The organism is Rhodococcus sp. NPDC019050, assembly GCF_055664235.1.
The window spans coordinates 1-23718 of the sequence record NZ_JBVOON010000011.1 but is presented as its reverse complement, the minus strand read 5'-3'; the positions used below and the strand labels follow the sequence as shown (position 1 = coordinate 23718).

Annotated in this window: 21 protein-coding genes, 1 tRNA gene and 1 pseudogene; 13 read left to right on the top strand and 10 right to left on the bottom strand. The window is 64.9% G+C overall.

Annotated elements, in window-relative coordinates:
• Window positions 1-118 precede the first annotated feature (118 nt).
• On the top strand, window positions 119-1030 hold the full coding sequence (locus tag AC0B44_RS13010) for an alpha/beta fold hydrolase (protein WP_471903275.1): 912 nt from the start codon (window positions 119-121) through the stop codon (window positions 1028-1030).
• Window positions 1031-1046: 16 nt separating this feature from the next.
• Here the strand turns inward: AC0B44_RS13010 and aroD are convergent, their stop codons facing one another.
• The 4 genes from aroD to AC0B44_RS12990 all read right to left on the bottom strand — a co-directional run bounded on the left by aroD (window position 1047) and on the right by AC0B44_RS12990 (window position 4631).
• Window positions 1047-1820 carry a type I 3-dehydroquinate dehydratase gene (gene aroD, locus AC0B44_RS13005; RefSeq protein WP_471903274.1) on the bottom strand — a complete coding sequence of 258 codons (774 nt, stop codon included), beginning with the start codon at window positions 1818-1820 and terminating at the stop codon, window positions 1047-1049.
• 114 nt (window positions 1821-1934) lie between these two features.
• Window positions 1935-3602, bottom strand: a complete 1668-nt coding sequence (locus tag AC0B44_RS13000; protein ID WP_471903273.1) for an MDR family MFS transporter — start codon at window positions 3600-3602, stop codon at window positions 1935-1937.
• Window positions 3599-4213: a TetR/AcrR family transcriptional regulator gene (locus tag AC0B44_RS12995; RefSeq protein ID WP_471903272.1), complete on the bottom strand. Its 615-nt coding sequence runs from the start codon at window positions 4211-4213 to the stop codon at window positions 3599-3601. Before AC0B44_RS12995 ends, AC0B44_RS13000 begins: the two co-directional genes overlap by 4 nt.
• Before the next feature lie 94 nt (window positions 4214-4307).
• Window positions 4308-4631 carry a hypothetical protein gene (locus AC0B44_RS12990; protein ID WP_471903271.1) on the bottom strand — a complete coding sequence of 108 codons (324 nt, stop codon included), beginning with the start codon at window positions 4629-4631 and terminating at the stop codon, window positions 4308-4310.
• A gap of 154 nt (window positions 4632-4785) precedes the next feature.
• Between AC0B44_RS12990 and AC0B44_RS12985 the strand changes: the two genes are divergently transcribed.
• A complete protein-coding gene (locus AC0B44_RS12985) occupies window positions 4786-6375 on the top strand; it encodes a hypothetical protein (RefSeq protein WP_471903270.1) in 1590 nt (529 codons plus the stop codon).
• A gap of 4 nt (window positions 6376-6379) precedes the next feature.
• Here AC0B44_RS12985 and AC0B44_RS12980 read toward each other — a convergent pair whose 3' ends face one another.
• The 3 genes from AC0B44_RS12980 to AC0B44_RS12970 form a co-directional block, all read right to left on the bottom strand.
• A complete protein-coding gene (locus AC0B44_RS12980) occupies window positions 6380-6760 on the bottom strand; it encodes a hypothetical protein (RefSeq protein WP_471903269.1) in 381 nt (126 codons plus the stop codon).
• Between the two features lie 64 nt (window positions 6761-6824).
• Window positions 6825-10268, bottom strand: coding sequence for a bifunctional proline dehydrogenase/L-glutamate gamma-semialdehyde dehydrogenase (locus tag AC0B44_RS12975; RefSeq protein WP_471903268.1), 3444 nt, complete (start codon window positions 10266-10268; stop codon window positions 6825-6827).
• A 58-nt stretch (window positions 10269-10326) separates the two neighbouring features.
• Window positions 10327-10734 carry a hypothetical protein gene (locus AC0B44_RS12970; RefSeq protein ID WP_471903267.1) on the bottom strand — a complete coding sequence of 136 codons (408 nt, stop codon included), beginning with the start codon at window positions 10732-10734 and terminating at the stop codon, window positions 10327-10329.
• A 162-nt stretch (window positions 10735-10896) separates the two neighbouring features.
• On the opposite strand from AC0B44_RS12970, the gene AC0B44_RS12965 reads away from it, so the two are divergent.
• A complete protein-coding gene (locus tag AC0B44_RS12965; protein WP_471903266.1) occupies window positions 10897-11739 on the top strand; it encodes a DUF1206 domain-containing protein in 843 nt (280 codons plus the stop codon).
• 120 nt (window positions 11740-11859) lie between these two features.
• Here the strand turns inward: AC0B44_RS12965 and AC0B44_RS12960 are convergent, their stop codons facing one another.
• Complete coding sequence (locus AC0B44_RS12960) at window positions 11860-12351, bottom strand: tellurite resistance TerB family protein (protein ID WP_471903265.1); 492 nt, start codon at window positions 12349-12351, stop codon at window positions 11860-11862.
• Window positions 12352-12448: 97 nt separating this feature from the next.
• On the opposite strand from AC0B44_RS12960, the gene AC0B44_RS12955 reads away from it, so the two are divergent.
• Window positions 12449-13387: a zinc-binding dehydrogenase gene (locus tag AC0B44_RS12955; RefSeq protein WP_471903264.1), complete on the top strand. Its 939-nt coding sequence runs from the start codon at window positions 12449-12451 to the stop codon at window positions 13385-13387.
• Window positions 13388-13409: 22 nt separating this feature from the next.
• Here the strand turns inward: AC0B44_RS12955 and AC0B44_RS12950 are convergent, their stop codons facing one another.
• Window positions 13410-14117, bottom strand: a complete 708-nt coding sequence (locus AC0B44_RS12950; protein ID WP_471903263.1) for a GAF and ANTAR domain-containing protein — start codon at window positions 14115-14117, stop codon at window positions 13410-13412.
• A gap of 288 nt (window positions 14118-14405) precedes the next feature.
• Here AC0B44_RS12950 and AC0B44_RS12945 point away from each other — a divergent pair, with 288 nt between their 5' ends.
• The 9 genes and pseudogenes from AC0B44_RS12945 to AC0B44_RS12905 all read left to right on the top strand — a co-directional run bounded on the left by AC0B44_RS12945 (window position 14406) and on the right by AC0B44_RS12905 (window position 22914).
• On the top strand, window positions 14406-14747 hold the full coding sequence (locus tag AC0B44_RS12945) for an ArsR/SmtB family transcription factor (protein ID WP_471903262.1): 342 nt from the start codon (window positions 14406-14408) through the stop codon (window positions 14745-14747).
• Window positions 14748-14750: 3 nt separating this feature from the next.
• Window positions 14751-15237 (top strand): annotated as a pseudogene (locus tag AC0B44_RS12940) (SRPBCC family protein).
• A gap of 205 nt (window positions 15238-15442) precedes the next feature.
• Window positions 15443-16798, top strand: a complete 1356-nt coding sequence (locus AC0B44_RS12935; protein WP_231921750.1) for a bifunctional lysylphosphatidylglycerol flippase/synthetase MprF — start codon at window positions 15443-15445, stop codon at window positions 16796-16798.
• Window positions 16799-16949: 151 nt separating this feature from the next.
• Entirely contained in the window at window positions 16950-17801 is an 852-nt protein-coding gene (locus tag AC0B44_RS12930) for a formate/nitrite transporter family protein (RefSeq protein ID WP_059384755.1), read from the top strand.
• 66 nt (window positions 17802-17867) lie between these two features.
• Complete coding sequence (gene cynS / locus AC0B44_RS12925) at window positions 17868-18317, top strand: cyanase (protein WP_059384756.1); 450 nt, start codon at window positions 17868-17870, stop codon at window positions 18315-18317.
• Between the two features lie 261 nt (window positions 18318-18578).
• The gene (locus tag AC0B44_RS12920) at window positions 18579-18959 is read left to right on the top strand and encodes an amino acid permease (RefSeq protein ID WP_064059939.1); all 381 of its coding nucleotides are present in this window, start codon (window positions 18579-18581) and stop codon (window positions 18957-18959) included.
• A complete protein-coding gene (locus tag AC0B44_RS12915; protein ID WP_064059938.1) occupies window positions 18956-20176 on the top strand; it encodes an amino acid permease in 1221 nt (406 codons plus the stop codon). The genes AC0B44_RS12920 and AC0B44_RS12915 overlap by 4 nt, the downstream gene beginning before the upstream one ends.
• 63 nt (window positions 20177-20239) lie before the next feature.
• Entirely contained in the window at window positions 20240-21655 is a 1416-nt protein-coding gene (locus AC0B44_RS12910; protein WP_059384757.1) for a glutamate decarboxylase, read from the top strand.
• Between the two features lie 245 nt (window positions 21656-21900).
• Complete coding sequence (locus AC0B44_RS12905; protein ID WP_059384765.1) at window positions 21901-22914, top strand: zinc-dependent alcohol dehydrogenase; 1014 nt, start codon at window positions 21901-21903, stop codon at window positions 22912-22914.
• Between the two features lie 109 nt (window positions 22915-23023).
• Here the strand turns inward: AC0B44_RS12905 and AC0B44_RS12900 are convergent.
• Window positions 23024-23092 (bottom strand) — tRNA-Gly (locus AC0B44_RS12900).
• Window positions 23093-23718: the final 626 nt, after the last annotated feature.

Below are 23718 nucleotides of genomic sequence, written 5' to 3'. Positions count from 1 at the left end.
TCGTGGGGTGACGCCTCCATCAGACCACCGTCCGGGCCGCCGGGTCCGGCGAATACCCATCCCGAACTCGTCCGGAACGGAGATGTACGTGACCGGCGACACATGCGATGCTGGCGCTATGGATGTCGAAAGACCGAAGCTCGAAGGTACGGTCGCGGTCGGAAACGGCCGCCGCCTCGGTTTCGCCGAATTCGGATCGGCGCAGGGACGAGCGGTGTTCTGGCTGCACGGCACCCCGGGCGCCCGGCGCCAGATCCCCGTCGAAGCGAGAGCCTTCGCCCTACGCGAGAACATTCGGCTCATCGGGATCGACCGGCCGGGTATCGGTTCGTCGACCCCGCACGTGTACGAGAATGTCCTCGCGTTCAGCGACGATCTGGAAATCGTCGCCGACACCCTGGGCGTCGACCGGATGGCGGTCGTCGGGCTGTCCGGGGGCGGCCCGTTCACGTTGGCCGCCGCGTACGCGATGCCGGACCGCGTGGTGGCGGCTGCGGTGCTCGGCGGTGTCGCGCCCGTCGTCGGCCCCGAGGCGATCAGCAGTCCCCTGATGAAACTGGGAACGTTCGCGGCGCCGGTCCTGCAGGTGGCGGGTGTGCCGATCGGTACGGCGCTGAGTGCAGGTATCCGCGTGGTGCGGCCTTTCGCGTCGCCGATCATCGACCTCTACGGGAGGCTCTCCCCGGAGGCCGACCGGCGCCTGCTGGCTCGCCCGGAGTTCAAGGCGATGTTCCTCGACGACCTGCTCAACGGCAGTCGCCGTCGCATCGCCGCGCCGTTCGCCGACATCGTGGTCTTCACCCGCGACTGGGGTTTCCGCGTGGCCGACGTGAGGGTCCCGGTGCGATGGTGGCACGGCGACAGCGACCACATCATTCCGTTCGAGCACGGCCTGCACATGGTGCGCCTACTTCCCGACGCGGAGTTCCATCATCTGCCGGGGGAGAGCCACCTCGCCGGTCTCGGGGCCGCTGAGCAGATTCTCACGACCCAGATGAAGCTGTGGGACGACGCGGACGCCGATATGTAGGGCGCCGGACGGCGGACTACTGCGACCGTGCGAGAACGTCGAGCAGCGTTCGCAGTTCCGACGCGTCGACCTGTCCGGGCGCGGACGCCGCCCCCACCATGCCGAAGGTCGCGGCGGAACCGAAGACCTGCCCGGCGATTCGCGAGATCACACCGAGTCCGCCCATCGACATCGTGATCAGCGGCCGTTCCGCGTGGTCCTCGTGCATGATGCGTGTCGCGTCGAGCAGTGTGAGTACATCCGCGGCCGACTGCGGCATCACGGCGATCTTGCAGACGTCCGCTCCGAGGACCTGCATCGCGCGCAACCGCGCGACGATCTCTTCCTTCGGGGGCGTGGCGTCGAAATCGTGGTTGGACGCCACTACCGCGATGTTCCGGAGGTGGGCCGCCGCGATGATCCTTTCGACCGCGCTGCCGCCGCGACGGTATTCGACGTCGACCAGATCCACGGCGCCGCACTCGGCCAGGGTTACGACGAGATCGGCGTAGGCGTCGTCGTCGATCCTTGCCTGTCCGCCCTCCTCGGACGTGCGGCACGTCGCGAGCAACGGCCTGCCGCAGAGGTGGGCGGCGAGGGCGCGAGCCTGATCTGTCACCCCGGGTGTGTCGTCGAGCGCGGCCAGGAAGTCGACTCGCCACTCCACGATGTCCACCGGGCGACCCGACAGTGCGTCGACCTGCGCGCGCAGTTCGTCGGGGGTGCGGCCCGTGACGGACACGATGATCTTGGGTGCGCCTTCGCCGATCGTGACGTCTTTGACGCGGACCGGTGTGATGATCCGACCCATGTGCCGCCTCCCGTTGCCCGGCCGTCCCCTCGACGTGCCTGTCGCGTCCATTCGATCACGCGCGGTTCCCCGCGCTCCGGAGACCTCGATCCCCGCAGCGCGTGGAACCGGTGGCTACGCGTTCCGGGATCCCGGCGGTTCCGTCCGATCACCGGTTACCACGACCGTGTCGTGCCCGGCGTGGTCTTCGGTGGAGCCGTCCAGGGGTGCGACGCGCGCATCCGCATCCTTCGCGCTGATCGCCTCGCCGCGCGCGACCATGCCTGCCTCGTCGGAGAGCGGGATCTCCTTCAAGAAGCAGGCCAGGACGATGGCGACCACGAGGAACGGGATGAGGTACCAGAACACGGGTGCAAGCGAGTCGGCGTACGCGTCGACGACGCCCTGCTGGACCTCGTCGGGCAGCGTCTTCAGGATCGCGGGATCGAGGCTCGCGGTGGCCTGCCCGGCCTGCTCCGGATCGGCACCCGCGGCGGTGAACACGTCGGTGAGTTTCACGGAGAGCTGGTTGGTGAAGATCGTGCCGAAGATGGCCACGCCCAGCGCGGCACCGACCTCGCGGAAGTAGTTGTTCGAACTCGTCGCGGTGCCGATCTCGTCGACGGGCACGGCATTCTGTACGACCAGGATCACCACCTGCATGATCAAACCGAGGCCGAGACCGAAGACGAACAGCATCGAGCAGATCAGCCACAGCGGCGTGTTGCCCTGCAGGGTGGTCAGCCACAGCATCGCGAGCGCGGTGATCGTGGCACCGGCGATCGGATACATCTTGTAGCGCTGCGTCTTGGTGATCGCGAGGCCGGAGCCGATCGCGGTGATCATGAGACCGGCCATCATCGGCAGCAGCAGCAGACCCGATACCGCCGCGGAGGTGCCCGACGACATCTGCAGGAACGTCGGCATGAATGCGAGCGCCGCGAACATGCCGAGCCCGAGCACGAACCCGATCGCGGTGGCGTTGACGAAGATCGAATTGCGGAACAGCGACAGCGGGATGATCGGATCCTGCGCACGCGATTCGACGAGCACGAACAGGCATACCGCGACGAGCAATCCCACCCCGAAGGCCCAGGTCATCGGGTCGCTCCAGCCGCGGTCGGCGTCGCCACCGAAATCGGTGAAGAAGATCAGGCAGGTCGTCGCGATCGACAGGGTCACCACACCGGCCACGTCGATCCGCTTGGTGGGCTTCTTCGTGGGCAGCGTCAGCATGAACCACGAGATCACCAGGGCGATGATGCCGACGGGGATGTTGATGTAGAAGCACCATTCCCACGACAGGTGGTCGACGAAGAAGCCGCCGAGCAGCGGGCCGCCTACGGCCGACAGACCGAAGATCGCGCCGAGCGGGCCCATGTATTTGCCGCGTTCGCTGGCCGGAACGATGTCCGCGATGATCGCCTGGGACAGGATCATCAGCCCGCCGCCGCCGGCGCCCTGGAGGGCACGGAACACCACGAAGGTCCAGAAATCGTCGGTGAAGGCGCAGCCCGCCGACGCCAGCGTGAAGATGCCGATGGCGATCATGAACAGGTATCGACGGCCGAAGACGTCACCGAATTTGCCGTAGATCGGCATGACGATCGTGGTGGCGAGCAGGTACGCGGTGGTGATCCACGCCTGGTGCTCGACGCCGCCGAGTTGGCCGACGATGGTGGGCATCGCGGTGGAGACGATCGTCTGGTCCAGGCTCGCGAGCAACATGCCGGCGATCAGGGCCGAGAAGATGATCCAGATTCGGCGTTGGGAGAGAACCAAGGGTTCTGCGCTGGTGGTCACCGTGTTCCTGTCGAGTCGTGGAGGTCGGGTCGAGGTTTGAGCAACTGCCGGGCGCACGCGATGTCGCGCTCGAGCAGGTCGCCGAATGGTGGGCTGTGGACCGTGCGGAAGTACTCGTCGACGGCGTCGCGGACGAGACCGGCGACGATCCGCACGGTGACCCGGACGAAGGGATCGTCGGACGACAGCCCCTCGCGTCTGGCGATCAGTTCGGCGAAGTCCTGTTGATGGGATTCGCCGAGCGACATCAGTCGCGCGAGCAACTGGGGTTCGCTGCGAACGATCGCGCACTGGAGGCGATGTTGCTCCCGCGTGAATTCGTGGCGTTCGAACAGCGTCGCCGCGAGTCGTGCGATATCGCGCAGCAGAGTCGACGAGGGACCGGGACTCGAGGCATCGCCTCCCGCCACGAATTCGGCGCGGTCGGCGGGGGTGAGCGCTGCGGGCGGGCTGCCGAGGACCGCGTCCTCTTTCGAGGCGAAGTAGTTGAAGAAGGTCCGTCGGGACACCCCGACGTGTTCGCACAGTTCCTCGACGGTGAACCCGGCGAGCCCGTGTCGGGCCGTGAGCATGCGGGCGTGGTCGACCAGCGCGGCGCGGGTGCGCTGCATACGGCGGGTCCGGGCACCACCCTCGGAAGAAATTGCACTCTCGGCCACGGAGTGCAGTTCTACCAGCTGCGGGCGCCGGACGCACCGCGAGCGTCTATTCGAGCCAGGACCGGACCGGCGGCTTGACCCACATGATCTTCTCGTCGGAATGGGTGCGGGTCGCTGCGGGATGGTCGGGGTGCTGCTCGGCCCAGGTCGTTTTCTCGTCCAGCAACTGCGCCACGAGAGCCCACGTCTCCATCGTGCGTGGCGGGTGGTGGTCGGCGGCTCGTGCCAGCCGCCTGCGCGCGTCGTCCGACATCGCGAGCAACTCCGCTCCGGTGATGCCGCGGTTCCACGTGTACCGCGCGAGCGCGAGTGCCTTCTCTCGGCGATTCTTCTCGGCGCGGTCGGTGTGGGCGAAGTCGGCGCTGGTCATCCGCCCCTCCTGCTTCCTCTGTCGGTGGGCCCGAGGGCCTCGATGGTCCGTCCCGTCGCAATATTCTCGCGCACCGCCGACGCGCCCGCGCCCTTGACAGACCTCGCGCGCGAGGCACACGCTCGACGGGACGACACACCGAGGGGGTGACCCTGTGTCCACGCCGAGTGCGCTTCCGGAAGGGACGCCGAAATCCGTTGTGGACCAGGCCGGAGCGTCGCCGCGCGTGCCGGTATTCGATCCGACCGTCGGAATCGCCGTCGACACATCGCGCTTCCGTGGAGTTCCCCCGCACCGACTCGTTGCGCTCGGTGACTCGCTGCTCGAGGGTTTCCAGAGCGGTGCGGTCTACCGCACGGAGGTGTCGGTTCCCGCGGTGCTCGCCTACGAACTCGGCGTCCGGTCGTCCTTCCGGTACCCGCGTTTCGGCGGGCCGGGCGGGCTTCCGCTCAACATCGAGATGCTGCTGCACCGCCTCGAAGACCGATACGGGCGGCGTCTCGACCTGTGGGAACTCCCGGCAGCGTTGTTCACCGTGCGCGGGTTCATGGACGAGGTGGAGGACTACTGGGAACGCGGGCCGGGGTCCGTGGTGCCGACGGTGGCCGGCTACATCCACAACCTCTCCTGCTACGGCTGGGACCTGCGCGACGCGCTGGAGAGGACGGCGGCGCAGTGCGAGGCCGCCCTCGCGACTCCACGCGACAATCTCGTGGATCAGATCGTCGAGAACAACGGTGAGCGTGCCGCCCTCCGGGTGTATCCGCACTGGGACGAGCAGCGTCGTCACGAGACCTTGTTCGACGCCGCGCGTGCCCTCGGCACCGAGCACGACGCCGGGACCGAGGCCGGGATCGAGACTCTCGTGGTGTTTCTCGGAGCCAACAATGCTTTACGCACCGCGACCGAACTGCGGGTCGTGTGGAGCGGTGACGATTTCCGGGGACCCGGACGTACGCGCGCCTACACGATCTGGACACCCGAGCACTTCGACGCCGAGTTCGCCGAAGTCGTTGCGCGACTGCACACTGTCGAGGCGCGTCACGTGATTCTGTGTACCGTCCCGCACGTCACCATCGTCCCGATCGCCCGTGGGATCGGCACGAAATCGGGATCACCGTACTTTCCGTACTACACCCGGCCCTGGATCGACGAAGACCACTTCGACCCCGCCCGCGACGAGCACCTCACCGGTGCGCAGGCACAGGCTGTCGACACCGCGATCGACCTCTACAACATCACGATCACGCAGGCGGTCGCCGACGGTCGCCGGGACGGTCTCGACTGGTATCTGCTCGACACCGCGGGGATTCTCGACCGCCTGGCCGCCCGCCGATACGTCGACGACGAGGCCGCGCGTCCGGACTGGTGGACGCCGTACCCGTTGCCGCCGGTGCTGGCCGAATTGCGTCCGGTTCCGGACACCCGGTTTCTCGCCGCCGACGGGAAGGGCGGACGCGCCGCAGGTGGTTTGTTCTCCCTGGACGGCGTGCACCCGACGACCGTGGGATACGGCATCCTGGCGCAGGAGATCATCGACATCATGGTGCGTGCCGGTGTCGAGTTCCGGTACCCGAACGGTGCTTTGCGTGACGGTCGCGTCGAGGTGGATTTCGTTCGCCTGCTCCGGAACGACACCCTCGTGCAGGCACCTCCGCAGAATCTCGACTCGTCGCTGTCCGTGCTCGGGTGGGCGGACCAGGTTCTCGATCTGTTCGGGATCGGGTTGAACCTGCGGTTGTGACCGGTCAGGTGAGATTGACGACGTGTTCCTGTGCTTCGAACGCAGCCTGTAACTTCTTGCGCGACAGACCTTTCGGTCCGCACGCGCAGCCGGACGGGATGCCGTCGTCCTCGAATTGTGTCGCCTCGAGGGTGTCGACGAACTCGGAGTTCAGCTTGTCGCCGTGGTGACCGGTCGACTCACGATCGCGATTGCCACGCCCACCCGGACCGCTCTTGGACACGATCACCGGTCCCTCGGAAGTCTTGTACACAGCGGCGATGGTGTGGCCGGCAGGGCACCGGACCTTCAGTTCCGCCTTTTCCGTCCGATTGGGACCGAGTTCCTTCACGGCGGCCAACGCCAATTTCCGGCGTTCGGTCGGGGATGTCGTGGCGATGTCCATGGTCCTATTGCACCTCAGTTCCAGTCGTTGCACATGGCTTCGGGGTAAACGGATGGGGCCGAGCTCAGATGATCTCGTCTGTGAGGTGGTGGAGGGCACCGAACCGGTGGGCGGTGATGGAGATCGACTGTTCCAGCAGGAAGGGCAGCATTTCGACGCGTCCCGATTCGGTCGCGGGATGATCCCACACCGGCAGGTCGCAGCGGCCTCCGAGACGTTCCGCGAGGGCATGTGCGTCGCCGCCGATCATCCGGATACGCATCGCGCCGGCCGAGGAGATCCCGTCCAGCCACGACGCATCGCTTTCGATGGCGGACGTGCCGACCACTTCCTCCGTCGCCGACAGGACGGCGTGCGGAATCTCGAGAGCCGAGGACACGTCCACCTGTGCACCGGCGCGTGCCGCAGCACCGAGCACCCTGACCAGATCGACGGGACGTCCGCCCTCGCCGAGGCGGACGCAGACCCGCGTCGGCCGATAGCGGAACAGGTTCCGTTCCACGACGAGTCCGCTGACATCCTCGGCGACACCGAATTCCGTCCGCCAGGCGTGTGCGTCCGCGGCGAAGGACCGGCGCAACATCTCCGAATCGGTGCCGGTCCATTCGCGCGCCGCGGTGAGGAGACGCTCGAACATCTCGCCGGTGTCTGCATCCGGGGGACTATTGCCGACGTCGGTGCGCCGCAACGGCTCCCACGTTCCGAAGCCGAACAGGTAATTGGGGCCGCCGGCCTTGAAACCCGAACCGACCGACGACTTCTTCCACCCGCCGAACGGTTGCCTGCGCACGACAGCGCCGGTGATCCCACGATCGACGTACACGTTCCCGGCTTCGACACCGCCGAGCCAGTGGTCGATCTCGGCGGTGTCGAGGGAGTGGAGACCTGCCGTGAGTCCGTACTCGACCTCGTTCTGGATGTCGACAGCCTCGTCGAGATCGGCCGCGGTCATGATGCCCAGGACCGGACCGAAGAATTCGACCATGTGGGTGCGCGACCGGCGCTGCACCCCGACGCGCACCCCCGGAGTCCACAGGCGGCCCTCGTCGTCGAGGCACCGTGGCTCGACCAGCCAGGATTCACCCGGGTCCAGGGTGGTGAGGGCGTCGAGCAACTTCCCGTGCGCGGGTTCGATCAACGGTCCCATCCGGGTGCGCGGGTCGTGCGCCGGGCCGACCCTCAGCGAGGTGACCGCGTCGACGAGTTGGTTGCGGAAACGCCGCGACGACGCCATCGACCCGACGAGCACGACCAGCGACGCCGCCGAACACTTCTGCCCGGCGTGGCCGAACGCGGACTGCACGATGTCGCGCACCGCCGCGTCGGGATCGGCGCTCGGCATCACCACGATGGCGTTCTTCCCGCTCGTCTCCGCCATCAGCCGCAGTCCAGGACGGAACGAGCGGAACTTCTCGGCGGTTTCGTAGGAGCCGGTGAGCACCACCCGGTCGACCCGGGGATCGGAGATCAACTGCTTGCCGAGGGAACGTTCCTCGAGGTGTACGAGACGGAGCACGTCGTGCGGGACCCCGGCCTCCCACAGTGCCTCGGCCAGGACCGAACCGCATCGCGCGGTCAGCGCCGCGGGTTTGAGCACGACCGCCGAGCCCGACGCCAAGGCCGCCAGCGTCGACCCCGCCGGAATCGCCACCGGGAAATTCCACGGGGGCGTGACCACGGTGAGGGCCGACGGCACGAAGCGGGCTCCGTCCATCACCGCGAGGTCGCGCGCGCGGCCGGCGTAGTAGCGGGCGAAGTCGATCGCTTCGGATACTTCCGGATCGGATTCGTCGAGAGTCTTGCCGCCCTCGGCCGCCATGATCTCCAGGAGGTCGGCGCGGCGGGCCTCGAGGTTCGCCGCCACGCGTTCGAGCACCGCTGCTCTGTCTGCGGCACTGCGCGCGCCCCAGTCGCGTCCGGCCGCTGCCGCCGTGGCGACGATGTGATCGAGTTCGTCGGTCGATCGGACTGTGTGTGCGCGGACGATATCGGAACCCAAGGGGGAGTGGGGAACCCGCGCGAGGATCGCGCGACCCCAGCCCAGGTTCTGCGGCAACGACGGGTCGGTGTCCGCAGTGTTCGCGAAGCCGTGTCCGGACTCCGAATCCGGGACGTCGCTGCGATTCTGCCGCCGGTTCGGAGAGGGGATCTCGTCGTCGAGCGCGGCGACCGAGTCCCGGAATCGCTGGGCCTCGCGCTCGAAGAGCGACGGATCCTCGCGCAGGTCGAACGCCGCCGACATGTAGTTGTCGCGGCCGGCGCCCTCTTCGAGTCTGCGTACCAGGTAGGCGAGCGCGACGTCGAATTCTCCCGGGTGGACCACCGGTGTGTAGAGCAACAGGCTGCCGACGTGGCGGCGCACCACATCGGCCTGGTTCTGCGCCATCCCCAGCAGCATTTCGAAATCGACACCGTGGCGGACACCGCGCCGGCCCGCCAGCAGCCAGGCGTAGGCGATATCGAAGAGGTTGTGCCCGGCAACACCGATCCGGACGTTGTCGATCCGCTCGGGGGTGAACGCGTAGTGGAGCAACCGTTTGTAGTTCGTGTCGGTCTCCTGCTTGGTGCTCCACGTCGCGAGCGGCCAACCGCGCAGCGCCGCCTCGACGCGTTCCATCGGCAGGTTCGCGCCTTTGACCACGCGCACCTTGACGGGAGCGCCACCTCGGGCCCGCCGCTCGGCAGCCCACTCCTCGAGCCGGATCAGTGCCACGAGCGCATCGGGAAGATAGGCCTGCACGACGATTCCTGCCTCCAGGTGCAGGAACTCGGGGAGATCCAGCAGTCGCGTGAACGCGGCGAGGGTCGGTTCGAGGTCCTGATACTCCTCCATGTCCAGGTTGACGAACTTCGGTGTCGACGACCGCGCCGCGAGCCGATACAGCGGCATGAGCCTTTCGACGATCTCGGCGACCGCCTCGTCGAATGCCCATGCGGGGTGCGGGGCGACCGTGGCGGAGACCTTGATCGAGACGTAGTCCACGTCGTCGCGGGCGAGGAGCCTTCGCGTGCCCTCGAAGCGGCGTGCGGCTTCCTTCTCTCCCAGCACCGCTTCACCGAGCAGGTTGAGGTTCAGCTTCACGTGGCGTCGGCGGATCGCCGCGAGCGCACGTCCGAGACGCTCGTCGCTCGCGTCGACGAGGAGATGCCCCACCATCGCCCGGAGCGCGCGACGTGCGACCGGAACGACCAGATCCGGGAATTCGGGACCGAGGGCGCCGCCGGCCCGCATCGAGAGGCGCAGATGGCGCGGCAGGAAGGACGGGACGTCGCGGGCAAGTTCGGCGAGGTTGTGCGCGGCGACCGCCGGGTCCTCCGGCCTGATCACCCCGTCGACGAAGCGCACCGTGAAGTCGAGGCCGTGCGGGTCCCTCAATACTCCGGCAAGTTGGCGTCCTGCACGGTCGGGGGCCGACGTGGCGGACTCCTCCACCCACCGCCGCGCCAGAGCGACCGCATCGTCGGCGATCGTGCGAGGCGGGTGCGGTGCGTGGGCGCTACCCGTCATGGCTGTCCTCCCGTCGTCGCACCAGCCGCCACCGTGACGGGAGCAGCGAGTCCCGGGCCTAGCGCTTGCGGATCCCGTCGAGCATCAGGGTCAGCCCTCCGCCCAGCATCCAGACGTCCTTGGCGAGTGCCAAGCCGTCCTGGGTGGGGCGCGGGTCCCCTTCCTCGTGCATGCCGGGGGTGTTCCAGTACATAGCCATCATTCCGCCGCCGAACGCCGTCAGTGCTGCGCCTGCCAGGAACGATGGGACGATCGGCGCCAGCAGCGCCACCCCGATCCCGATTTCGGCGGTCGACAGCGCCGTGCCGAAGGTTGTCGGGCGCCACTGTTTGACGAACGGGAACGCTTGGGCGGCCATACCCTGCAAGGCTTCGGCATTCTCTGCGGGGAGATTCCGTTTACCCAGGCCCGAATTGAGGATGAACGCGCCGGTGGCGACTCGGAGCGGGATGTGAGCGATTCGCACGACGAACCTCCGGGGGTCGGTTTCGATGCTTCTGGCCAATCTACCGACTGCGCGCGGAATGCGTTTGATCTCCGAACCCTTCGGGCATACCGGACAGGACAACGAGCGCAGGTTGATGAGCATCGAGTGGGCGAGCTGAGCCGGCCGCGCGGTGCCTGGAGGATGGGTGGACAAGTGACGCGGCAAATTTCGACATCGAGTGGATCGTCGGTAACGGGGCAACTCTCACGAAGTAAATGGTTCGAGCGGCTCGCACGTGCGGGTTACGTCGCCAGTGGGCTGGTCCACCTGCTGGTGGGCTACCTCGCGATCCGTGTCGCCCTGGGAAGCAACGAGGAAGCATCCCAATCGGGTGCTCTGGCCGAAATCGCGGCCAAGCCCGGAGGAAAGTTCCTGCTGTCCGTCCTCTGCGTCGTGCTCTTCGTGCTGGCCTTGTGGCGTCTTGCCGAGGGAGTGCTCGGCCGGGCGGGACACTCGTCGACGGGCGGCCAGGACAAGAAGGACGAGACCCTGGATCGCGTCAAGGCCATCGGCACCTCCTTCGTGTACTTCGGTCTGGCCTACACGGCTTTCAAGTTCGCGAGCGGTAGCGGCAAGTCGGACGGCGACAAGAGCGCCGGAATCACCGCGACTCTCCTCGAATCGGGCGGCGGAAAGGTCCTGCTCGTCGTTGCGGCTCTCGTGATCATCGGTGTCGGCCTCTACCACATCTACAAGGGTGCGACGAAGAAGTTCGTCGAAGACCTGAAGGGCAACACCAGTTCGCTCGTCCGTGGACTCGGGATGGCCGGCTACATCGCCAAGGGTGTCGCTGTCACCGTGATCGGTGGCCTCGTGATCGCCGCTGTCATCCAGGCCGATCCGCAGAAGGCATCCGGTCTCGACGCCGCGCTGAAGACCCTCGGTGCACAGCCGTTCGGCGTGTTCCTGCTGATCGCGGTGGGCCTGGGGCTCATCATGTACGGCCTCTACAGCTTCGTCCGGGCACGCGACGCCAAGATGTGACACCTGCACGCGGCGACAACTCTCGCCTCGACAAAGAACGCTCGACCGGGTCTCCCCGGTCGAGCGTTCTTTTCGTGCGTGCCCGGCTCGACGGGCGGCGCGCTCAGTTATGGGCCGCGGTCAGAGGTCGAATTCTGCCGGGTTGATGCCGACCGCATGTGCGGCGCCGCGTACCGCGGCCTTCTCGTGATCGTCGAAGAATCCGTCGGCACCGCCGATGATGATTCCGATCTGGATCACCGCACGCGCCTGATCCTGCTTGGCTTTCAGCTTCGCGATCGTGGCCGTGGCCTCGACCTTTCCGAAGTCGAAGTCGGACTCGAGCTTGCTGCAGTACCAGTCGAACTTCTCCCGGAGTTCACTCGGCGGGAAGACGGACAGCACGTCGTTGCTCATGATGAGCGCGGCGGTCTTCTGCCGCTCGCTCGGGTCGATGCTTCCGTCCGCCGCCGCGATCAGTGCGCACATCGCCATGCTCGCGTTCGCGAACTCCTTGTTGCGGAACTGGTCGGACTTCGTCTTGAGCTGGCTGCTCAGTTCGGTGGTCTTGGCCTTGAGTTGATCCCAGAACGCCATTGCTGCCTTCCATCGAGTGACACCTTCGCTCTCCACTCTGCCACCCCCGCGTAAACCGTCGTCCGGGCCGACGGTTGCCTACGGTGGCAACAGGCCGGCGTACCGTCCGGCGGGTTTCACAGGAGGTATAGCAATGAAGGCATGGCAGTTCGAAGGCACCGGCATACCCATCGCATTGAACGAGGTGCCGGAACCGGCACCCGGCCCGGGAGAGGTGGTCATCGACGTCAAGGCGGCGGGTTTGTGCCACAGCGACCTCATGTACATGGAGGTCGGCGAAGGGACCATGCCCTTCCTGCCGATGACCCAGGGACACGAGAACGCCGGTGTCATCAGCGCCATCGGTGACGGCGTCGAGGGATGGAAGGTCGGTGACGTCGTGGGCGTCTGCTCTTCCGGCGTGCGCCCGCCGCTCGGCATGTTCACTCCGGGCGGTTTCGCCGACAAACTCGTCGCCGACGCGCGTGATCTCGCCCGTGTGCCCGATCGCCTCGACCTGTCACTCGCCGCACTCGCAACCGACGCGGGCATGACCTCGTACCACGCGATCATCAAGGTCGGTGGTGCGACGACCGGGATGAAGGTCGGCGTCATCGGTTACGGAGGGCTCGGCCAGATCGGCACTCGCGCAGCAGTACTCGCGGGCGCCGAAGTGCATGTGGCCGAGACCAAGGAATCCGTGTGGGATCTCGCGCGAGAAGCGGGAGTCACCGATGTCGTGGCCGACGCAGCGGAATGGGCCGGCCAGGACTTCGACCTCGTCGTCGACTACGCGGGCTTCGACACCACCCAACGGGCTGTGGACGCGGTCAAACGCGGAACCGGCACGGTCGTCCAGGTCGGTCTGGGCCTCCCGACGTTCACGATCTCGTCCCCGTCGATCCTCGGCAAGACCATCGTCGGGTCCCTGGGCGGAACCGTGCAGGACATCGAGGAAGTCTTCAAGCTGCTGCTCGACCGTGAAATCGAGCCGACTTACAGCGTCATTGCGTTCGACGAGATCGGTGAGGGACTGGAACGGTTGCGCCGCAACGAAGTTGCCGGCCGTCTCGTCGCCCGCTTCGGCGATTGACCGACCGCTGCGGGTAAGGACGTCAACTCTCGGATCGACTTCTCTCGGATCCGAATTCGACTATCTGCCTGGCGATCTCGGCAACGCGCGTGTTGGACTCCTGCGACAGGGCGACCATCATGTCGAAAGCGCGCCCGGCGTCGACGGCAAACCGCTCCATGATCATGCCTTTGGCTTGGCCGATCAAATCGCGTGAGGCAATCGCGGACTGCAGTTGCAGTTGCCTCCGCGTCGCTGTCAGAGCGATAGCAGCATGTGCCGCGAGCACTTCTCCGAGATACACCGCTTCCGAGTCGAAAACGTTCGGTTGTCCCGCAAAGAGATTCAACGCGCCGATCTGATCATCTCCGGTGCAGAGCTTGAACGACAGGACGCTGAGCACTCCGGCGGCAACTGCCTCCGGAGCAAAACTCGGCCAACGGGATTCGGTGCTCAGATCGTTGCTACGGGTGAGCGCCGAATCCTCGGCGGCGTCGATACAGGGCCCTTCCCCGAGTCGTGCCTGGAGAGTGTCCATCGTCCTCGGCATCTGCGAGGTCGCCGCGTGCGATTCGAACTTCCTGCGGCCGGTGATGGTGAGAATGTCGGCACTCTCGGCGCCCGGGATCATCTCGACCGCGGCGTTGGTGGTGTGTTGCAGGGTGGCGTCCAGGTCGGCACCCTGGGCATCGAGTGTGCGGGCAAACTCTGCCATCGCCCTGCCGAGGCTGCCGCGATCGAACTCGTTCATGTGAAAGCCCTACCACTTCGGCGGCTCGTACTGCGAGGTGCGCGTCGAGGGTCGTAGCGGCCGTGCGCTGCGCGTCGTTCCGTCCAGACTACGCGCTGATCGATTGCGGAACCCTCGTTACCGTATTCCGTTCGGCCGCAATGCCCGGTGCCTCGAGGGCTGAGTGCGGGAAGGGCAGTTCGGGCACTGCTGCACGCCACAGGATCGGCAACTCTTCGTTCCGGTCCGGCGTGAATGAGAGTAAGTGACCCCTTGCACGTACAACCGTTTGGTTGTAGGTTTGCGACTGTGAACGGAAACGACGAGGACCGGGCCGACGCCCTGTTCCAGGCCCTCGCAGACCGCACTCGACGCGACATCCTGCGCCGGGTGCTGGCAGGGGAGTATTCGGTTTCCGCACTCGCGGCGCAGTACGACATGAGCTTCGCCGCGGTCCAGAAGCACGTTGCTGTGCTGGAAAAGGCGGGTCTGCTGACCAAGCGTCGCAGCGGTCGGGAGCAACTTGCCAGTGGCGACGTGGAAGCGGTGCGGTCGGTGACCTCCATGCTCACCGAACTCGAGCAGATCTGGCGGGGCCGCATCGCGCGCATCGACGAACTGATCGCGTCCGACTCGAACAGCGAGGACTGAACCATGCCTGTGACAAACGTCCGCAAGGACATCGACAACCTGACTCTTACGATCACCGCAGAATTCGCCGCACCGACGGAACGTATCTGGCAGATCTACTCGGACCCGCGCCAGCTGGAAAAGGTTTGGGGGCCTCCGGAGTACCCGGCGACCTTCGTAGAACACGACCTGTCTCCCGGAGGCCGGACCACCTATTACATGCAGGGTCCCGAGGGTGAGAAGTATCCCGGATACTGGCAGATCTCCACAGTCGACGAACCGACGAGCTTCACCTTTTCCGACGGTTTCGCCGATCAGGATATGAATCCGGACCCCAGCCTGCCGGTCTCGACCAACGTGTACAGCTTCGACGAACACGCCGGGGGCACACGAGCCACCTACGTGAGCACCTACGAGTCCGCGGAAGCGCTGCAGAAGATTCTGGGACATGGGGTTCCTCGAAGGCACGTCGTTGGCGATCGGCCAGATCGACGATCTGATCACCGCCTGAACCGCGGAGACTGCGCACCCGCTCGAATCGGATCCGGTTCGAGCGGGTCGTCTCCGCATCGTGAGCGAGTGCGAGCGGCGTAATGCCGGATAAATCGTGTTCGTTCCCTTGACTGCTCGCTCTTCATCAGAAACCGCAGGGTGGGCGATTCAACGGGCATACGGTCGTAAGGGCGCCCGATGCCGCGGAGAATCGAGAGTGAGCCATGACGACCCTGCAAACCGCCGCAGCCTCGGCGACACCCGGCGTGCAGCGAATGGGACTCCGCTTGTACCTGCTCGCGATGATCGTGCTGGAAATCGCGGCATTCCGGTCGGGCAGGGACACAAAACTGATCGTCGCGCTCGCTGTCGCGATCGCGTTCGTCGCCCGCGGGGTGTGGTTGCGCCGTCCCGTGACCCGTATGCATGCGGTAGCAGCCCTGTTGTGTCTGCTGGTGGCAGGTTTCGCCTACGCCTGGGGACACAGCCATGTCGCGTTCGTCGCGATCGCGGTGTCGGGGCCCGTGTTGGTTCTTCCCGTCGGGAGCAGGCCGGAACCCGAGGAGGAAGAACGCATCGCCTCGCTCGTGCGGGAGTCCAGCGGTGACCCGTTGGCGCCGTTTGCGCTGAATTCGACCAAGTCGTACTTCTACAATTCCGGTCGCACCGCCGCGATCGGGTATCGCACGCGCGCCGGTATCGCGGTGGTGTCGGGCGACCCGGTGGGCCACCCGCCGGCGTTCGACAACCTGCTTTCGGACTTCACGCGCTTCGCCTCCGACCGGGGGTGGCGGGTGGCTGTCCTCGGGGCCGGTGAGAACACCGTTCGGTTGTGGCAGTCGGGCGGTCGGGGTCGCCCACGACTGAGATCGGTCTGCATCGGGTGCGACGTCATCGTCGACGTCGGGCATTTCACCCTCGTCGGCCGGCGTTTCCGTAACCTCCGCCAGGCGGTGCACCGCGCCGAGAACGCCGGAGTCACCACCGAGATCGTCGCCGAAAGGGATCTGTCCCCCGAAGTGCGGAGTCAACTGCTCGACATCGTGGCTCACACTCGCTCCGGCCATCAGCGCCGGGGCTTTTCGATGATCCTCGACCATCTGCTCGACGGGACGTACCCGGACATGATGATCGTCATCGCACGCGACCGGGACATGGTTCCCGTCGGGTTTCAGCGATACGGCCTTGCAGATCATGGCGAAGAATGGAGCCTGGACGTGCCATGGCGTAGCCCCCGGGCACCGAACGGCACCGACGAGCGGATGGCCGTCGCCGTCATCGACCACGTCCGCAGCATCGGCGGAACGTCGGTGTCGTTGGCATTTGCCCCGTTCCCGGACCTTCTCGGCCCGAACGGCACCGGCCGATGGCGTTCCGGAGTGCGCATGGTGCTCCGCCTCGGAGACTCGATCATCGCGCTCGAGTCGCTGTATCGCTATCTGGACAAGTTTCACGCGGGGACAGACCGGCGGTTCGTCCTCTTCAAATTGCGTTACCTCCTACCTGCGGCGTTCGCCATGCTGACCTTCGAATTCGTTCCGCACCGCGAATACAGCGCTCGCCGCGACGACCGGCCCTAGTCCCGGCCACAAGCCCGCAGGAATACCCGCCGTGCGGCCTCACAACGTGGCGGGCACCCGTGCGAGGAGAACGTAACGACCGCTTTTACTGCTCGGCAATGTGCCGGACACGCAACCCCGAAACACTGGCCTACCCGACCAGGAGGTTGATGTGTCCTACGTTCCCCCCGCCGAACTCGCCCGTTCGATGGTCGACGCAGGCGAGAGCAAGGTCCTCATGTCCACACGGGACACCGTCATCCGGTCCTACATGGGTGGCGCGATCCTCGCGCTCGCGGCCGCATTCGCCGTCACGGTCACCGTGCAGACCGGCAACGCACTGCTCGGCGCGGTGCTATTCCCGGTCGGCTTCTGCATGCTCTATCTGCTCGGGTTCGACTTGCTCACCGGGGTGTTCACGCTCGCCCCGGTCGCCTACGTCGACAAGCGCCCGGGGGTGACCATCGGTGCGGTACTGCGCAATTGGGGTCTGGTCTTCCTCGGCAACTTTGCGGGTGCTTTCACTGTCGCCGTCATGATCACCTTCATTCTCACCTACGGCTACTCCATCCCGCCGAACGATGTGGCCCAGCAACTGATGCACATCGGGGAAGCGCGCACCGTCGGCTACGCCGAGCACGGCGCCGCAGGCATGATGACTCTGTTCCTGCGTGGTGTGCTGTGCAACTGGATGGTGTCCACCGCTGTCGTTGCAGCGCTGATGTCCAAGAGTGTTCCCGGCAAGGTCCTGGTCATGTGGATGCCGGTCATGCTGTTCTTCTACATGGGCTTCGAGCACTCCGTGGTCAACATGTTCCTCTTCCCGTCCGGATTGTTGCTCGGCGGCGAATTCTCGTTGGGCGATTATCTCGTGTGGAACGAAATCCCCACGGTGATAGGTAATCTCGTGGGAGGAATTGTTTTCGTCGGTGCGGTGATCTATGTGACCCACATGCGCACTGCACCGAAGCGGGGAGCAAGAGCCGAGACGGAGACGACGGAATCGGAACTCACGCCGGCCTGAGCAAGCGTCCGCCCCGACAACAGCCGAACCACGTCCACCCGGCAACCACATCGAAAGGCAGTACCCATGAACCCGATTCTTCCGAAGGCCGACGCTGCGGCAATTGTGGACGCGGCGAGAATCCGCCAGGGACTCACGTGGGCGGACCTCGCCGAGCACCTCGGCGCGCCGCTGGTGTGGACGACTGCAGCACTGCTGGGCCAGCACCCCCTCAGCGCAGAGCAGGCGAGCCGCGTATGTGAGCGGCTCGGATTGGGTGAGGAAATCGCTGAAAGCCTTGCACTGCAACCTCACCGCGGTTCCTCACCCGAGGTCATGCGCGACCCGACGATCTACCGTTTCTCGGAGGCGCTCTCGGTGTACGGACCGGCGCTCAAAGCGCTCATCCACGAAGAGTTCGGTGACGGAATCATGAGCGCGATCAATTTCACCGTCGACATCACGCGGCGGCCCGATCCGGACGGTGACCGAGTGGTCGTCACCTTCGACGGAAAGTTCCTGGACTACCGCTGGTAGCTGCGAGCCGTGGCCTGCCTGCCCGTGGGTCGGTTCCTGGCGGGTGGGCCGCGACAGGTGCGTCGAGAGAGTTCTTTGACGACGCGCGCATATTGCGTGGAATGCGAAGGTGCTTGAACTATTGCCAGTTCGGTCCGGTTCGGCATCTCAAGATCGTCGCTTTCATGATTCTTGCTTTCGGACTGCGATACGCTTTGCGTGCCGCAGTAAAGCGCCGGGCGACAGTGTTGTTGACCGATACCTAGTGAATAAGGAACGGGTATGGTTGCTCCGAAGGCTCCGCCGAAGACACTGACCCTCTTCGGGTTCTTTGCGATCACTGCTTCGATGGTCATGACCGTCTACGAGTATCCGACGTTCGCGACTTCCGGTCTGAGCCTGGTCTTTTTCCTCGTTCTCGGCGGCTTCTGCTGGTTCATCCCGGTGGCTCTGTGTGCTGCCGAAATGGCAACGGTCAAGGGATGGGAAGAGGGCGGCATCTTCAAATGGGTCGGGTCGACTCTGGGCGAACGATTCGGCTTCGCGGCCATCTTCTTCCAATGGCTGCAGATAACCGTCGGATTCGTCACGATGATCTATTTCATCCTCGGTGCCCTGGGCTACGTCTTCAACTGGGACAACTCGACGAGGTTCCGTGGATGAAGTTCGCCGGGGTGCTGGTGATCTTCTGGCTACTCACGTTCAGCCAACTCGGTGGCACCAAATACACCGCCCGTATTGCGAAAACAGGTTTTGTGGGCGGCGTGATCATCCCCGGAATAGTCCTCATCGTCTTGGCGATCGCGTATCTCGCCACCGGTGGACAGTCGGATGTCGAGATCAGTGCCGCCGCGCTGGTGCCCGACTTCAGTGAACTCTCCACGTTGGTCGTGTTCGTGTCGTTCATCCTGGCGTACATGGGTGTCGAGGCCAGCGCCAGTCATGCCAACGAAATGGTGAATCCCAAACGGGATTACCCGTTGGCCATGCTGATGCTCGTGATCGCGGCAGTAGTCCTCAACACCGTGGGCGGCCTGTCGGTGGCGGCAGTCGTCCCGGAGAGTGAACTCTCGCTCAGCGCCGGCGTGGTCCAGACGTTCGCCGGGCTACTCGAGCACTTCAGTCATAGTCTTGTCTGGCTGGCGAAGGTGCTTGCGGTGATGCTCGCGGTCGGCGTCATGGCCGAAGTGAGCGCCTGGGTCGTCGGCCCGGCCCGGGGTATGTATGTGACTGCCCAGAAAGGGATCCTGCCCAGGTCCATGCGCAAAGTGAACCGTGCAGACGTCCCGGTCAATTTCATCGTCGTGCAGGGTGTGATCGTCACGGGTTGGGCCGCTCTGCTCACCTTCGGCGGCGGTGCAGGCAACGTCAGCTTCTTCACCGCCATCGCCCTGACCACGGTGATCTATCTCGTCGGCTATCTCCTGTTCTTCATCGCGTACATGGTCCTGGTGTTGAGGAAGAAGAATCTGGAACGCGCGTACGAGATTCCGGGCGGAACTGTGGTCAAACTGTTCGTCGCAGTGGTCGGGTTCATCGTGTCGGGATTTGCGCTGGCGATCAGCTTTGTGACGCCCTCGACCTTGGCGAAGAGATACGATACGGAATACACGGGAATCTTGGTCTGCGCATTCATCGTCGCGGTCCTCATTCCGTTCATCATCTACGCGCTCCACGACAAGAGGTCCCACCCGCGCCTTGTCGAACCGATTCGGCAACGGTACGGCGAGGTGAACAAGTTCGTCCCGCCGATTGCACGCGGCGAGCACGTAATGCTCACCGCAGGTGAAGATGTGGCTGATCAGACGGACTACACCAAGGAGGGCCCGGACGGTCCTCGCCCCACCGGCTCGGGGACCGGCAATGCGAGCAGATCATGACGCATACGTCGAATCCGCCGTCTACACACGACTATGGTCCGATTCGCTTTCCGAGGGAGAACAATGTCTGAACCGATCGATCCCACCGAGTTCCGTGGACGTGGTGTCGGCACCAGCGACTCGCTTTCGCTCAATCCGGTCTTCGAGCGACCGGGGGAGGCCACCGACCTCCCGAAAAACCGGATGCCGCAGTCGGAGTCGTACCCCGAGACCGCCTACCAGATTGTGCACGACGAGGCGATGCTGGACGGCAACGCGCGGCTGAATCTGGCCACATTCGTCGGCACGTGGATGGACGACTTTGCCGTTCGTCTCTATACCGAGTCCGCCGACAAGAACATGATCGACAAGGACGAGTATCCGCAGACGGCGGCTATCGAAACGCGTTGCTGGACAATACTTGCCGATTTGTGGAACGCCAACGATCCCGACAACGCCATCGGAACGTCCACGATCGGTTCCTCCGAGGCGTGCATGCTCGGCGGATTGGCACTCAAACGAAGGTGGCAGAAGCGCCGGCGCTCCGAAGGAAAGTCCACCGAGGCGCCGAACCTCGTGCTTTCGAGCGCTGTTCAGGTGTGCTGGGAGAAGTTCTGCAACTATTTCGAAGTCGAAGCACGGTATGTACCCATCACCTTGGAGCACAGAACCCTCGACGGGCACGAACTCGACAAGTATGTGGACGAGAACACCATCGGCGTCGTCGCCATCATGGGCGTGACGTATACCGGAGCGTACGAACCTGTTGCCGAGATCAGTGAGGCACTGGACCGCATCGCCGCCGACACCGGCGTCGACGTCCCGATTCACGTCGACGGCGCGTCCGGAGCGATGATCGCGCCGTTCTGTCAGCCGGACCTGGTGTGGGATTTCCGGCTCGACCGGGTGGCGTCGATCAGCACGTCGGGTCACAAGTACGGTCTCGTCTATCCCGGCGTGGGCTGGGTGGTATGGCGTGACAAGCAGGCGCTACCGGACGAACTGGTCTTCTACGTCAGTTACCTCGGCGGCAGCATGCCAACCTTTGCGCTGAACTTCTCACGGCCGGGCGCGCAGGTGCTGTTGCAGTACTACATGTTCCTGCGCTTGGGGTCCAACGGTTACAAACGAGTCCAACAGGAGTCGCTGGCAGTCGCGCAGTACCTTGCGCAGGAGATAGCCAAGCTTCCGGCATTCGAACTGTGGAACGACGGCTCCGACATTCCGGTGTTCGCGTGGATGCTCAAAAAGGGCTACACCGACAAGTGGACCCTCTACGACCTGTCGGACAGGTTGCGGATGAAGGGATGGCTCGTACCCGCGTATCCCATGCCCGACGACCTGGCCGACGTCACGGTGCAGCGGATCGTCGTGCGCAACGGTTTGAGCCACGACCTCGCCACCGCGCTTCTGGCCGAAATCAAGACGGAGGTCGACTTCCTCGATCGGCTGGAGACGCCTATTCCGCGGGAAGGTCAGCCGGTGCTGTTCCACCACTAGTCGGCCGGTTCGTCGCTGCGGAAGCGATGCACAGTTGGCGTGGAGCGGCACATCCTCGCGAAGGAAGCAGGTACCAACTGCATACCGATTCGTGACCGAGAACCCTGATATCCCGGCACCTCGTGGTCGAGGATGGGGACACGACGCCGGGAGAAGGATGGACGGTCTTCGGGTTCGGGGGCACGGGGCTCTCGGGGTCGTACGGCTCGTGGATGTGCGGGCCCGCCCACCACAGGAGATTCGCGATGAAAGCAGCAGTCGTCACCGACTTCACAGCACCCCTCGAGATCCAAGATCTGCCTGTTCCCGAGCCCGGACCGACCGACGTACTGGTGAAGATGGAAGTGACCGGGCTCTGCCACACCGATATCCACGCGGCACACGGTGATTGGCCGGTCAAGCCGTCTCCGCCGTTCATACCCGGGCACGAGGGCATCGGACGTGTCGAGGCGATCGGATCGGACGTCACCGACCGACCGGTGGGTGAGCGGGTCGCCATCGCCTGGCTGGGATATGCGTGTGGTGCGTGCCGGTATTGCATCTCCGGCTGGGAGACTCTGTGCGAGAACCAGCGCAATTCCGGTTACTCCGTCAACGGCAGCTTCGGTGAGTACGCGGTGCTCCCCTCTGCTTTCGCAACCCCTGTCCCCGACGGTGTTTCGTCCGTGGACGCGGGGCCACTGACGTGCGCCGGCGTGACGACCTACAAGGCGGTACTGGTGGCGAAGGTGCGTCCCGCGCAGACCGTCGCCGTCTTCGGTATCGGCGGACTCGGACACCTCGCAGTGCAGTATGCGCGGATCGCAGGCGGCTTCGTGGTCGCTGTCGACGTCGAAGACGAGAAGCTCGAAATGGCGCGGCGTCTCGGCGCAGACCATGTTGTCAACGCCAAGAAGGAGGACCCGGTGGAGGCGATCGCCCGCCTCGGGGGAGCGGATGTGGCTCTCGCGCTCGTGGCCTCGGCTGCGTCCTTCCAGCAGGCTTACGCCTCGCTGCGTCGCGGCGGGCGACTCGTCTGTGTAGCGCTGCCGGCCGGTGATGCGTCGTTGCCGGTGCCGATCTTCGACACGGTGCTCGGCGGCAAGTCCGTGATCGGATCGATCGTGGGGACGCGCAACGACCTGGCCGACGTCTTCGCCCTGCACGCAGCGGGACGCACCCAGGTCATCTCCGAAACCCGACCGTTGGAATCGGTGAACCAGTCGATCAGCGATGTGCTCAGCGGATCTGTTCCCGCTCGAGTGGTGTTCGAATTCTGATACATCTCTCGCGCGTTCCGAGGACGACATCGGCACCCGGAACCGCAGTACCGAGAATCGCGAAAGCCCCGGACCGGAAGATAATCCGGCCGGGGCTTTTCGTCTGAGCCGATGACGGGAATCGAACCCGCGTATTCAGCTTGGGAAGCTGAACGAATGGCATCGTCCCAGGTCAGCTGGGTAAGAACAAGACCGACTAAGGCATGATAAGAACGGCCATGACGGGCTTCCGCACGTACCTCAACTCGTACCTCTGTGTCGGGCCTAGACGAGTTGTCATTCGCTGAATAAATTATCTTTGACGCTACGCGACCGATAACTTATCCCGCTGAGCGGTCTTGGTCACCAGTCATGCTTGGACGGGGCGGTTCCCTAGCCATCGGTTGTAATGCGGTTTGCAGAGTCCCCGTGTATTGGCCTCCCTTTCGCACCCAGGCTCAGCGCAGACGGTGCCGTTGCGGAGGTGTCGCGCGTAGTGAGATCGACAGAGTCCGCGCGCTCGTACCAGTTTCGTGCACCCACCGACTGAGCAGACGAGTGGCTTCGTTGGCAACTCCGTCGAACCATGTGTCACGAATCGCCGACGATGTTTCTGGCACATTCCATGGGACTCGGCACGGCGGTCGCAGCTGTCAACTGAGCATTTGGTTCGCGTCATCGCAGTGCCGTGGGCCTCCCACTCGGCGAGCAATGGTGCTACTGCGGAGGGGTGACTGGATCCCACTGAGCAGGTCCAGTGGTTGTGCGAGTTCGAATGCACCAAAATGAGTGCAGGAGGGCGAGTACACGACATGGCACGACGAC